10 protein-coding genes and 2 pseudogenes are annotated in these 12630 nt (G+C 57.9%); 8 read left to right on the top strand and 4 right to left on the bottom strand.

Going from position 1 to position 12630, the window contains the following annotated elements; all coding sequences use genetic code 11:
* The first annotated feature begins 40 nt into the window (after positions 1-40).
* Complete coding sequence (locus IVA75_RS07845; protein ID WP_247282094.1) at positions 41-3391, top strand: adenylate/guanylate cyclase domain-containing protein; 3351 nt, start codon at positions 41-43, stop codon at positions 3389-3391.
* 6 nt (positions 3392-3397) lie between these two features.
* On the opposite strand, the gene IVA75_RS07850 is transcribed toward IVA75_RS07845, so the two are convergent.
* On the bottom strand, positions 3398-4930 hold the full coding sequence (locus IVA75_RS07850) for a patatin-like phospholipase family protein (protein ID WP_247282095.1): 1533 nt from the start codon (positions 4928-4930) through the stop codon (positions 3398-3400).
* Between the two features lie 386 nt (positions 4931-5316).
* Here IVA75_RS07850 and IVA75_RS07855 point away from each other — a divergent pair.
* Positions 5317-5588: pseudogene (locus tag IVA75_RS07855) on the top strand (transposase); the annotation flags it as partial.
* Positions 5589-5923: 335 nt separating this feature from the next.
* Here IVA75_RS07855 and IVA75_RS07860 read toward each other — a convergent pair.
* From IVA75_RS07860 to IVA75_RS07870, 3 genes are all read right to left on the bottom strand, one after another.
* Entirely contained in the window at positions 5924-6136 is a 213-nt protein-coding gene (locus IVA75_RS07860) for a hypothetical protein (RefSeq protein ID WP_247282096.1), read from the bottom strand.
* Between the two features lie 33 nt (positions 6137-6169).
* Positions 6170-6340, bottom strand: coding sequence for a hypothetical protein (locus IVA75_RS07865; protein ID WP_247282097.1), 171 nt, complete (start codon positions 6338-6340; stop codon positions 6170-6172).
* A gap of 697 nt (positions 6341-7037) precedes the next feature.
* On the bottom strand, positions 7038-7211 hold the full coding sequence (locus IVA75_RS07870) for a hypothetical protein (RefSeq protein ID WP_247282098.1): 174 nt from the start codon (positions 7209-7211) through the stop codon (positions 7038-7040).
* Positions 7212-8010: 799 nt separating this feature from the next.
* On the opposite strand from IVA75_RS07870, the gene IVA75_RS07875 reads away from it, so the two are divergent.
* The 6 genes and pseudogenes from IVA75_RS07875 (at position 8011) to IVA75_RS07895 (ending at position 12405) form a co-directional block, all read left to right on the top strand.
* Positions 8011-8244, top strand: coding sequence for a hypothetical protein (locus IVA75_RS07875; protein WP_247282099.1), 234 nt, complete (start codon positions 8011-8013; stop codon positions 8242-8244).
* Between the two features lie 448 nt (positions 8245-8692).
* Positions 8693-8920, top strand: a pseudogene (locus IVA75_RS07880) (transposase); the annotation flags it as partial.
* Between the two features lie 368 nt (positions 8921-9288).
* The gene (locus tag IVA75_RS07885) at positions 9289-9804 is read left to right on the top strand and encodes a hypothetical protein (RefSeq protein WP_247282100.1); all 516 of its coding nucleotides are present in this window, start codon (positions 9289-9291) and stop codon (positions 9802-9804) included.
* Between the two features lie 624 nt (positions 9805-10428).
* Positions 10429-11064, top strand: a complete 636-nt coding sequence (locus IVA75_RS07890; RefSeq protein ID WP_346658413.1) for an ABC transporter substrate-binding protein — start codon at positions 10429-10431, stop codon at positions 11062-11064.
* A gap of 5 nt (positions 11065-11069) precedes the next feature.
* A complete protein-coding gene (locus IVA75_RS40050) occupies positions 11070-11213 on the top strand; it encodes an ABC transporter substrate binding protein (protein WP_346658414.1) in 144 nt (47 codons plus the stop codon).
* Positions 11214-11412: 199 nt separating this feature from the next.
* Positions 11413-12405 carry a glycosyltransferase gene (locus IVA75_RS07895; protein ID WP_247282101.1) on the top strand — a complete coding sequence of 331 codons (993 nt, stop codon included), beginning with the start codon at positions 11413-11415 and terminating at the stop codon, positions 12403-12405.
* Positions 12406-12630 lie beyond the last annotated feature (225 nt).

A 12630-nucleotide genomic window follows, 5' to 3' on the forward strand; every position in this document is an offset into this window, starting at 1 on the left:
CCCATGTGCTATTCTGAATTGTATAAGCCATAGGTATAACATGACCGGTGTTGCAGAGTGGCTGGCATCGATCGGTTTGGGCGAGTACGCCGATCGATTCCGCGAAAACGCCATCGACCTCTCGGTGGTTCGAGATCTCACGGAGCAGGATCTAAAGGATTTGGGCGTCCTGCTTGGGCATCGCCGCAAGATGCTGCGCGCGATCGTAGAACTTCAGGGAGAGGTCCCGCGAACGCCTCAAGTCGGCGCTAAGCCGGCGTCGGCGGATCACGCCGGGCGGCGTCAGCTTACAGTCATGTTTTGCGATTTGGTCGGCTCGTCGGCACTTTCGGCCCGCCTTGATCTGGAGGACCTGCGGGCCGTAATGGGCACCTATCACCGCTGCATCGCAGAGGTTGTTGCCAGGAATGAAGGCGTTATCGCGCGGTACATGGGAGACGGCGTGCTCGCCTATTTCGGCTATCCCCAGGCGCACGAGGATGATGCCGAACAGGCGACACGCGCCGGGCTGGCGCTTGTCGATGCCGTAGCTAGCCTCCGGACAGACCCCGCCACCGAGCTGCAGGTTCGCGTTGGCATCGCTACCGGTATGGTGGTCGTGGGCGATTTGACCGGCGAAGGTTCAGCTCAAGAGCAGACGGTCATTGGCGAGACGCCGAACCTGGCTGCGCGCCTGCAGACCTTCGCCAATCCCGGTACCGTGCTGATTTCCGAAAGTACGCACCGGCTCACTGATGGGCATTTCGAATTCCGCAATCTCGGCCCTGTCGCGCTTAAAGGATGGGCGGAGCCACTGCCAGCCTGGCAGGTTCTGGGAACAACCGAAGTGGAAAGCCGGTTCGAGGCACAGCACAAAACCCGATTGGCACCGCCAATTGGGCGTGACGAGGAAATCGAGATGCTCTTGCGTCGCTGGCAGCACGCCAGGCGTGGCGAAGGTTGCGGGGTGATGCTCATCGGAGAGCCCGGTATCGGCAAGTCGCACATTGCGCTGGCGCTTGAGGAGCGGCTCCAGGGCGGACCGCATATCACGGTGCGCCAGTTCTGCTCGGCGCACCACACCAACAGTGCGCTGTATCCTTTCACCCGCCAGCTCGAACGCGCTGCCCGGTTCGAGCGAGGCGATCCGCCCGCAGAGAAGTTCGCTAAGCTCGAGGCTCTGCTCGTGCGGGCTGATGCCGACCGCGTGTTGCTACCTCTAGCTAACCTTCTGTCGCTACCAACCAGTGAGCGCTACCGCATTCCAGAGCTGAGCCCGCAGAAGCGCAAGGAGATGACACTGGCGGCGTTTTTGACTCAGCTCAATCTATTGGCGGCGCGACAGCCCGTGTTCGTCATTGTGGAGGATGTCCATTGGGCAGATCCGACGTCGCTGGAGCTGCTCACGATGACGTTGGAACAGCTACCCCGCCTTCGTGTGCTGCTGCTCATCACGGCGAGGCCAGAGTTCACGCCGCCGTGGCCAGGTCATGCGCATGTAACGACGATCTCGCTCACGCGGCTAAACCGAGGCAACGGGGCGGCGTTGATCGAGCGCGTCACCGCCGGCAAGACGCTCCCGGAAGAGGTAATGGACCAGATCCTTGCCCGGACCGATGGCGTGCCCCTGTTCGTCGAGGAACTGACCAAGACTGTGCTCGAAACCGGGCTATTGCATGAGCAGGGCGATCACTACGTCCTCAACCGTCCTCTGCCCCCGATGGCGATTCCGACGAGTTTGCACGCATCGCTGATGGCGAGGCTTGATCGATTGGCTCCGGTGAGGGAGGTGGCTCAGATCGGCGCTGTGGTGGGTCGCGAGTTCTCCTACGAACTGCTGAGCACCGTAGCCGGGTTGCCAAAAGAGAGACTTGAGGAGGCGCTTGCCCAGTTGGTTCGGTCGGAGTTGATATTCTGCCGGGGCGAGATACCCCAGGCGGTCTATACCTTCAAGCACGCGCTTGTCAGGGATGCTGCCTACTCGGGGCTGCTGAAGAGCCGACGCGCAGCGCTGCATGCCACCATCGCAGACGCCTTCGAGCAACGATTCCCGGAAATTGTGGAGACTCAACCCGAAACTCTCGCGCACCATCTGAAGGAGGCCGGGCTGTTTCAAAGGGCGGAGGCATATTGGCTGCGCGCCGGCAAGAAGGCCGCCATGCGCTCGGCCAACCTTGAGGCCATCGCGCACTTGCAACGAGGTATCGAGGCCTCGGGCCATCTGCCCGACAGCGAGCGAAAGGACAGGTTGGAACTTGACTTCCAATTCGCTCTCGGGCCTTGCCTGATCGCTACTCAAGGACCAGCCTCGAACAAGGCGATGGCAACCTTTGCCCGCGCGCGTGGGCTGTGCGAGCGCCTTGGAGACCCTCCCGAGCAACTCCAGGTGATGTTCTGGTTGACCACCGCGAGCGTAATGCGCGGTGAGTTGCCGGTGGCTGAGGAAACGATCGCCGCCCTGTTGCAACTCGCCGAAGCGCGCGACGATCGACCGACGTTGCTCAATGCGATGCGCGGGCAGGGGATGATCCGCCTTTTCATGGGACGTCTCACTGGTGCCCATGAAGCGATCGAACGGGCCTACGATGCGTTTGAGGCGAGCAGCGAAGGGGATAGGCTGGCGGCACGTGTGGCCGGCCAGGACGCCGGCGTTGCTGACCTGGCGTTGATGTCGTGGGCGCTCTGGCTGCTCGGCCACGCTGATACGGCACTCACGCGAGTGAACTTCGCCATTCAGCGTGCCGACGCCATCAGTCATCCGCATTCGCAGGCGTATGCTTGTTACTATGCATGCATTCTTCACGCTCTTCGCGGCGAGTTCCTGACTGCGCAAGGTCATGCCGCACGCTGTATCGCCCTGTCGGAGGAGCATGGATTCCGGCAATGGCGCTTGGCGCGCGCTATTCGGGGCATATGCGCGGCGTCGCTCGAACCTTCACCCAGCGCACTCGGGGAGATCCGTGCCGCGCTGGACGAATATCGTAGCGCAGGTTATCAGCTGGCCATCACCGCGCTGTACGTGCTTTTGTGTCCGCCATTGCTAATTGGTCACGACTACGAGACGGCGCTGGAATTGATCGAGCACGGCCTCGCTACAACGAACCGAAACGGCGAACGAATTTTGGAGGCCGAATTGTATCGGCTGAAGGCACGGGTGCTGGTCGCCCGCGGCGGACCGGGCGTTGAAGCCGAGGCGCAGGCGCTGCTCGACCGGGCATTGAGCACGGCAAGAAGCCAACGCGCCAGGACGCTTGAGCTCCGCGCCGCAACGGATCTAGCCGCTCTGTGGATCGATCAGGGCAGACGCGATGAAGCGCTCAACGTCCTCGCGCCGATCTACGCCTCGTTCACCGAGGGCTTCGACACACAGGATCTAAAGCAGGCAAAGGCTTTGCTCGACCGGTTGCGGTGACACGAACTACAACTGCTCCAAACGCGAGGCTGGCGCACCAAGGCGGTCGTAGATCGCTTTCACCTGGGGGACGCGTAGTGCGAAGTCGGGAAAAGGAATGGCGCCTATCGGATATTTGCCAGTCTCGTCCGACTCGACTTCTTTTCCCGACGCAGCATCAACCCACGATTCCATTCTTTCTAACCAACGCTTTTGATCGCGCGTGCCCTTCGCTTCGGCAATCGCGATTGCCAGCCGCTCCCTCTCGATATACCGCCCCCTTTTGTCGTCTTTCCTCTCGTTTATGAACCGAACTCTTTCGCTTTCGGCAAAAGGCGTTTTATCCCTCGCCTGATACGCGGCGACTGCTTCCTCCGCCGCCTTTCTTCCCAGCGTCCGCCCCTTATCCAGATTGCTATGATTCCACTTGAAATTAATGCCCGCCGGCACGTGAATCTCAACGACCGTACCGGTCCATGGCTTCTTCCCAGGGGCGGGCTTGTCATACTGGACGTGATATTTGAACAACTTAACGTCATCCTCACCGACGGTTGCTGCAAACAGCTGGCAGAGATTTGCTAGGGCATCATGAAGGTTGTCCGGCTTGCGGACTTGCTTCGCATCGACAATCCGCATCACCCAAATCTCGTCAGGATCTTCCTCGTCTATCAAGCTTTCGAAATTGACGGTGTCGACCAGCGCTCCTTCGCAGTACGTGTCTCCATCGATCTTTACAGTTTCCTCGACGAAGGGAAGAGCCGAACATGCGCACAAAGTTGATGCGTCGATCGGCCCCTGATAAAACCTATCGCGCATAGGACGATTTGAAAACAACGCGAGTTCCTGCTCATCTAGATTCCACGCATTGTGAAAAATAAATGGCTTCTTCTTCTCTTTCTCCTCTCCTTCCTTCCCTCCCTTCTTCTTGTCGAATAGGTTTTCGAATTTGATGCGCTTCATAAATTCGCTTTTCGGATAGTTGATCCTTGAAAGTCCGGTGACGTTGGACAAGTACATCATGGATGTTAGATAGCGAATGAAGGGATTCGGGGCCATCCCGTGATTGAGAATCCATCCATTGATATCTCCCTCGTCCAATTTGTCGTATTTCTTCCTCCCGTCACTGTCCTTCATGCGATTGAGCAGGAGCGACATGGATTCCTGAAACGAATCCACCATTCTGTACGGGTCCCATACAAAATCTTTGTAATTATCGGAATCCGTTACGAACTTACTCAGAGCTTTCATGTTAGCGCGCCAATCGGGCCCGAACACCGTATTGATCGGAAAGCGCTCATAGCTTTCGTCGTCTCGAAATACGCCATCCTTGAAGAACTGATAGGTTAGTCTGGCCCTGTCTTCGTCGTCATCGAATTGATTGTAGACGATTCCAACCCACGCGCCGATGCAGGACAACGCCCATACATCAAAGGTTATACCGGCAGCGGCAAAAGCTTCCAGAGCCCCGATGTGCAGCCCTGCTGCTGGTCCACCACCGCCGAGCGTAATCGCTCTCTTCACTGGTCCACCACCGCCGAGCGTAGTCGCTCTCTTCGCCATTGGTCCCTCCATCTAATTTATCGTGTGGGTTATTCTCCGATCAGGCTTCCTAGTTGCGTGAAGAGGAGATTAATCGTTTTTGGGATCGTTGGAAAGCGCGGTGGCGTCGATGCTCGACGCTTTTCTCCTGACCTGCCGATCGCACTAGCGCACATCCACTAAGCGCCCGGTCTCGCGTATCGTCCGCGGTTACATTTTGGCCTTCTCGTCCATTTGTGAACCCGTTCACGTTAGGCATTTATCGCTGGCGATAGTATGGGGTAGGTGCAGTCCACGTGACTTCCGTTATTGGCCGATTTTGCTGCAAAAGCCAGTTGAGACAGGGCGCGAGGCGGGACTCCGTTGTGCTGACGCGAATCGCGGCGAGGTCGATCTATGATGGCCGTCTGAAGGGTAACCAAGGTCAACTGTTCTACGAGTTTCGTCGTGTCGATGAGGTTCTGGAAGATCATTTGGTGCGCAAGATCGATGCTACTCTCGATCTGTCCTGGCTTCGCGGTCACCTTGCATCTCACTGCGCCCGTCGATTGATCCGGAACTGGTGATCCGGATGCTGGTCGTGGGGTATGTCGTTGCGATCCGCTCTGAAGGGCTGATCTGCCGTGAAGTGCAGGCGAACCTCGCCTATCGCTGGTTTTGCAAGCTCGGCATCGAGGACGCTAGGTCGGCACGGATGACGACGGCGGCAGGCGCGTGCGGTAGCTTTGCTTCTACGTCGAGCCGCTCGCCCGCGACAGTGAACTGCCTTTCATGAGCGGAGCAAAGCCCGAAGACTTTCTTCACACGCTGCTGAGAGACCATTCCGCTTGCATGGAGATCGCTGAAAACCTCCTCGCGCGCTTGATCGTGAGCGATCGGACAAGCAGTCCGCAGGTAATCTGAGAGTGTAGGCGTGGCTGGACAGGGCCCGCCGATTCGCGCCGGCGGGCCGGGCGCTTTGATCACGTGTACCGAAATTGAGTACACGCTTTGGTGCTGCGATCTTCGGCGCTTTCACCGCTCCAGTTCCTTGACGGCATCCTTTAGCAGTTCGAGAAGCCGGATTTCACATGCCCCCATCACGAACTGATCGGCGTCGTCAGGCACGACAATCTGCCCCTGCACGTGTCCATCATGGGATTGGATGATGAAGTCTCGGGCCTTGCACGCTTCGTTGCGGACGTTCGTTATCGCCGCAAGCGGACCCCATTCAATTCTGACAGCCATTGCTAACCTCGCTCTTGGGGGAACGCGCGCGAGCTACTGCGGGTCATGCGAGTTGACGAGCGGTAAAGCCGGCACATCGATCGGCTCGCCTGGAGGTCGATCAACCCTGTTCGCTTTCTTTCCGCTGACGAGGACACCAATATAGCCGTCACCCACCAGTAGGGCCCCTGCGATCATCAGCCAGTGCGGGAATGCCAAGGACATGGTCGCTGGCCTCAAAATACCGCGCTCACGGGCGCCGGTAGGACAAACCTATTCAACCATTTCGTAATTGAACAAGTCAAATATTTAATATATTTAATAGGTAAATTAACCGTTTAATTGTGAGATATTAAGAGCGGGGTGCACTTATGCCCTCGATAGAGTCTATGCACTTCAGCAGCACAGGGCCTTCCGACCAGTACCCCTATGATCGCGAGCCGGGTGCGCCTCCTGCGTGGCGTCCTTCGGCAAGTGGGCCAATCGACGCCGAGCCGGAAGCCGCGAATGACATCGCGGGCGAATGGCCTCTGCTGCCGTTCCCTGATGGCTGGTACGCCACCTGCTGAGTTGTGACGCGGCGTCTGCCTCTATGGTGCTGGCAACCGGCAAAGCCGACACCTGAAAGCGTCTGCGGGCCGGTGGGGTTGCCCATTTAGCACATTGGCGAGGATTCACCCCAATCAGGGATGATATGTGAGATACTCGACAGACAGTGTCGGAAGAGGCGATACTCTTGATGTGGGATGATGGGCCTAGTCGCGTCATTTTGCATGTCGGAAGATGTACTTCGCTTCTACCAGTTTGCTGAGGTGTGCAGGGAACGGGCGGCGCAAGCCCGTCAGTCCGCCGACGCGGAGCCGTGGCTAAAGCTTGCTGAGGACTGGCTCGAATTCGCACGAGCCGACCAGCAACGGAGCGCCTACGAGCCGCGCTGCATCCGATGAATAGCGACCAGAAGATCTGGCCGCTCGAGCACTTCCACCAGCTTGTCCGAGATGATGCGCTCGTTATTCCGGGGCCTCGGTTCTAAGTATTCTTCCAGAATGCGCTGGGCGTCGCTAACAGCCTGACGAGCTAGCTGTTCATCCGTCATCTGTTAGCCTCCAGTGGCCATTCAGAACGGAAGAACTTACGTGTAAGATAGTTCCAAATCCCTTAACTGCCGGTTGATGATGCGGTGCTCACGACAGGTGGGGAGGCCGGCGGGTTTTTCTTTGATCAGATCGGACCGGGGCAGGCCAGTCCACGATGACTAAGTTTCACCCATGTGTATGATTCCCTTGGGCGGGCTTGATTCGTCATGCTGGAAGCCATTCTCCTATTGCTGGGAATTGGGGCCGCAGCCCTTCTGCTGATCGCCTTCTGGGCACTGCAGCATCACGTATGACTGCGCCTCTGGGGCCTAGCGCATCGAGGGCCGCCGCTTCACGCAGCAGGCTTGCTGCACGCGACTGTGATGACCGTTACGAAGCGCCCTGTGAAGTAGTTCACGAGCGGGAGGTATCCCTGAGCCTAGTCTGCGCGCTTCCACTGGAGGGAAGCGCAATGAAGTGGAACTTGGCAACGTATCGAATGCTCGCGCTGACGGCCGCTGTTCTGGTCGCGGCTGGTACTACTATGGCCGTCGGTACTCCTCGTGGAGTCCATGAACCAATGTTGGGGTCCGATTGGCAATGCAGCCGGACCATGCTGCTCGTAACCACGTGTGCGCACTGAAGCATTGATCGGATAGCCGCAGACGCGCTCGGCAAAGCTAGCGGGCGCTCGCTCACACATCTCGGCCTTCACGAATGTCGGCCTTACAATCGGTTAACGAAGAACCCCTAGCGTGTTCCGCCGTTGACCTGCATCCCGTCACGCATAACGAGGTGGGTCTAGGACGGGCCGATACCATGGCGGACCTAACGGAAAAATTGGACAAACTCCGTGCGGATGCCGCGGATTTGGCCCTTATGAGCAGGCGATCGAGCGACCCGCAAAAGCGCGCACTTTTCGAACGCTTGGCAGATGAGCTCGCCATAGAGGCTCTCGAACTCGAGCAGGTGGTGAAGCTGCAAAGCCGGCGCTCCGGTCACAGCGACATGGATAAAGTCGTGCCCCTCCACGTGCGTCCAGATCGTCGCTGACCGATCCCGCTTCCCATTTTGGGCTACCGCCTCAACTCGCGGCCCCTCGTTCACAGCTGGCGGTCTTCATGCGACAAAGCCTCGCGGTCTGTCCGGATCTCGGTCTACCGGCCAAACTCCGTCGGCTGCCGGGCCGACCGCGGCGCTGCTTCGTCCCATTAGGTGGCTTGGCCCAGGGCGACGTCACGCTTGCCCAGAAATTGCTCTCGAAACCGAGGAGAGCCTCGCGTTGAGCGTCGCCAATAACTTCCCGGGGCCGATCGGCTCGCGCCTACTCTGTCGTCTCCTTTAGAGGGTATGGGCTCGCGCGTACGCCTTTTCGCGAGTTAGATTTGGCGGAGAAGCCGCGAAACTCTCCGGCGGCCTTAACGGATGCAGCGGTCTGCACCCTTGCCACCGTTGTCAGGTTGAATAAACCCGTAGCCCTTCGTCGGGTTGAGACGCTGCCCGGTCGTTCGCTGGCACCGAGGGCTTCGAGCTCTCTCGGCGTCAGCGCAAAAAGATCGAGATGAGGTTCGCACACTTGAAGCGCATCCTGAAGCTTGGTCGACTCCGATTGCGCGGCCCGCAAGGTGCCCAGGATGAGTTTGTTCTAGCCGCCATCGCCCAGAATCTGAGGCGGTTTGCATCGCTGGTCGCACGACCGCCACCGGCTCAGGCTCTGCGCACCGCGTAGCGTGGCGTCGAAGTTGCGTAAAATGCGTCAGGGCCAGTGCTTCAGAGCGCGGCTCAACGAAAGGCCCAACGGCTAAATCCATTGCAGCCGACTTTTGCAACAAAATCGGCCCTAAGCCGAAGAGCGCCTCAGACACCGTGATGTCCGCTGTTGCTGGTAAACCGATCGCGTAGCTGAAATTGCCTCGAAGGCAGCTTCTCGCCCAAACAGTCAAGTGGATCAGCTCTACTGACGTACCCTCGCTTGCTGAGCTCCGCCTGCGACACTGGGTTACTGTTTGCTGATCTGCAACTCTTGCAGGAGTCTTCCTCAGGGCATAGCCTGCTCGCTCGCGTTAGTTCTCTGCGCCATCACAAAGGGAGGGAACGATGGCTTTTAATCGTGTACTCATCGCATTGTTTTCGGTCGTTGCCATTCTGACCAGTTTTAGCGCCGTTGCACAGGGCGTGCCGCCGGAAGGCTCGGTCTCGGTCATATTCACCGCCACGCCTATTCCAGCGCCCAAGCCAATGTCGATCGGCAGCGGCAGAGAGTTTGTTTTTATGAACCAAGCCATGGCAGCCTGGAACGAGGCTGGAAACCCTGTACTCAACAACATAGGTGGACGCTGTCAGTTGAGCCGCCTTACGGATTCGTCCGCAAAGACCGCGGAGATTCACGGGTTCTGTACTTACATCGACAAGGACGGCGATCAAGTGTTCGAACAGTGTGACCGGATGCCGGGATCTCCCAACAATTGCAAGATCACTGGGAGAACGGGGAAATTTGAAGGTCTCCAGGCTGCGCTCGTCGTCACCATCGACCCGCTCAAGAGTAACTTCGATGGCATCAGCCAGGTCATTGGTCACAAGAAGGGGACGTACAAGTTCACCAAGACGAACTGAGCCAACCAGGTGCCAACAGCTACGTACTTGAACGATGCGAGTTATATCACCCAGCATGGCGCAGTGCGTGATCCATCGGCGGCTGAGACAGTGCTGATGAGGCGACGAGTTTTCGTTGCGGCCCTGGCAAGTGCCGCCGTTGCATGGCGGTTGGCAGGATGGCCACAAGGCGGCAAACTTGGCGAATTGGGTACCTAGTGCCAGGCTTCATAGGTGGCCCCGACCTCAAGCTGCTTGAGGTATTCAAACAAGAGTTGAACACTCTCGGGATGGGAGCCGAACAGCGTCATGACAGAAGCCGACGCCAGCCTAAAGCCGACGTGAGGACGTTTATGGCCGAGATCAGAAAGTGATCCGCACCGATCGTTGAGGCGTTGAGGCGTGGTATCACGTGTTTGGTCGTTGTCTTCAGGCTTCTGCGAGGATTGCAATGAAGCGACGAGAGTTCATTGCGGAACTGCGGCGCTGCTCATTTCGCCACGTTCTTCGCAGGGGCAAGGTAAGCGTCGTCGGCTCGGCTTTCTCGCCATAGGCGATTGAAGCGGCAAGGCCCTTAATTAAGCCGAGTTTGCGTTCATTGATGCGCTGCGAAGCCTAGGTTGGATACAGGGAAAGAACCTCACCATAGAGTATCGCTTTTCTCAACCCGCAGATCGACTGACAGATTCCGTCGCCGACCTGATGGCCCTCCGCCCCGACATCCTGATCGCTCCAGGATCGCAAGCAGCAGTAGCGCTCAAATCGGCGACCGGCACGATTCCCATCGTATTCGTGGGTGTCGCTGATCCCGTGCACCTCGGCCTCATACAAAGCCTGTCGCGACCAGGTGGCAACATGACAGGCGTGACGACCAACGTCCCCGACGACTTCTTCGCAAAACGTCTAGAAATCCTTCGAGAACTTGTTCCAGGCGCATCTAAAATCGCAGTTTTGATCAATCCAGACAATCCACTGCAAAGGCTGTACTTCGCGGAAGAGATCCCCCGCATAGCCCGGCACCTCGGCGTGCCTCTGCCTCTCGTTCCGGCGACCAAGCCAGAAGAACTCGACATTGCCTTTGCCTTGGCCGCCGCCCAACACGCCGATGCGATCATTGATTTCGGCGATGCGCTCACTTATGCCCAGGCGCAGCAGATTATCGCGCTGGCGGCTAAGTATCACCTGCCAGCAAACTACTTGTTCCGGCATTATGCCGATGGGGATTATCGGTATACGGGGCCGATACTGCCGATTTATTCCGTCAGGCGGGCGACCATGTAGACAAAATCCTCAGGGGTGCCAAACCTGTGGACCTCCCGGTACAAAGGCCAACGAAGTTCGTCCTTATAATCAACGTAAAGACAGCCAAAGCGCTGGGTCTCACCGTGCCGACCTCGTTGCTGATACGGGCCGACGAAGTGATCGAATAAGGCTCGGCTGCGCTGCATGGGCCAATACCCGAAAGTCGCTTGGAGCGTGTCATGTCGGCTGGCAGAGGCAAACCGGACAGCGATCCAGCTTGCAGCCTACCGCCGCTTGTGACCCAAAGCAGGCCTAGGAACCCTTCTAATCATATTTGATTTCCTCAGACAGGCAGACCCAGCCCTCTTTGTGATAATCTGTTGCGAAATGAGTTCCGTAGACGTGGTTGTTCCCTGCTTCCGGTACGGGCACTTCCTACGAGAGTGCGTCGAGAGCGTTTTGACGCAATCGGGCCCCGACTTGCGCGTGCTCATTATCGATGATGCGTCGCCGGACAATACAGCGGAAGTTGCGCAACAATTAGTGTGCTCCGATCCCCGCGTCGATTACCGCAGGCACACCTCGAATCAAGGTCTCATCGCTACAGCGAATGAAGGCATCGCCTGGGCGAGAGCCGACTATATGCTTCTGCTGTCTGCGGACGATTACCTGTTGCCGGGTGCCCTTTCGAGATCAGTCGAACTGATGGACCATCATCCTTCTGTCGCTTTCGCCTTCGGCGGCGCGGTTGTTCTTGATCAACGGGGGAAGCGTTCGCGGCGTAGAACAGGCGTGGGATCCAGAACCCACATCTTGTCCGGCCCTGATTTCATTGCACTTGGCAGCGCAAAAAACATTGTGCTGTCACCAACCGTCGTGGTTCGCACAAGCCTGCAGAAAGGCTTGGGCGGGTATTTAGCTGACCTACCGTACGCCTCTGATATGGAAATGTGGTTACGGCTCGCCGCACACGGGGATGTCGGGGTCATTGCCGCTGACCAAGCCGTGTATCGAGCGCACTCGGCCAATATGTCAAGTGAGCCTTCGTGGGAGCAAGACCTGCTCCAACGCAAGGCCGCGATAGAACATTTCCTGGATAGTAGCGCGGCCAGGTTGACCAACGCTGCTGATCTCCGTGCCTGGATGAATCAGATGTTGGCACTTGAAGCGATCCGCTGCGCAAGCGCTGCCTTCAACGAAGGCGCGATAGAAAGCTCAGCACGCCTGTCTAAACTTGCAGTGAGTATTGATCCGAGCGTTCAAAGATCGCGTCCTTGGTGGTTTCTCGCCTGCAAGAAGGTTCTTGGGTCGCGAGGATGGCAGCTGGTGCGGCCTGCAGTTGAATGGTCTAGATCTATCTTGCGGAGGGAGCACCGCTGAAGGCTGCCAAAGGACTCGGCCATATCTCCGCTTGTGATGCTGTGGACGGCTCCTCCCCGGGCACGAGAGTGCCAAACAATGGGCGCCGTTTAAGGCTCCCACGATTCGGAGGAGCAGCCTATGTAGTCAACGATTGGTCTGGATATCGCGAAGTCGGTCTTTCAAGTGCATGGGGTCGATGCAGCCGGCCAGGTGATCATACGCCGTCAGCTCAAGCGCCGTTTC

This window comes from Bradyrhizobium sp. 134, from assembly GCF_023074155.1.
Classification (GTDB): domain Bacteria; phylum Pseudomonadota; class Alphaproteobacteria; order Rhizobiales; family Xanthobacteraceae; genus Bradyrhizobium.

Bases quoted from the DNA above. Each gene is read 5' to 3' on its own strand.
- IVA75_RS07845 (WP_247282094.1), top strand. From the start codon at position 41: ATGACCGGTGTTGCAGAGTGGCTGGCATCGATCGGTTTGGGCGAGTAC.
- IVA75_RS07850 (WP_247282095.1), bottom strand. From the start codon at position 4,930: ATGGCGAAGAGAGCGACTACGCTCGGCGGTGGTGGACCAGTGAAGAGA.
- IVA75_RS07860 (WP_247282096.1), bottom strand. From the start codon at position 6,136: ATGGCTGTCAGAATTGAATGGGGTCCGCTTGCGGCGATAACGAACGTC.
- IVA75_RS07865 (WP_247282097.1), bottom strand. From the start codon at position 6,340: ATGTCCTTGGCATTCCCGCACTGGCTGATGATCGCAGGGGCCCTACTG.
- IVA75_RS07870 (WP_247282098.1), bottom strand. From the start codon at position 7,211: ATGACGGATGAACAGCTAGCTCGTCAGGCTGTTAGCGACGCCCAGCGC.
- IVA75_RS07875 (WP_247282099.1), top strand. From the start codon at position 8,011: ATGGCGGACCTAACGGAAAAATTGGACAAACTCCGTGCGGATGCCGCG.
- IVA75_RS07885 (WP_247282100.1), top strand. From the start codon at position 9,289: ATGGCTTTTAATCGTGTACTCATCGCATTGTTTTCGGTCGTTGCCATT.
- IVA75_RS07895 (WP_247282101.1), top strand. From the start codon at position 11,413: ATGAGTTCCGTAGACGTGGTTGTTCCCTGCTTCCGGTACGGGCACTTC.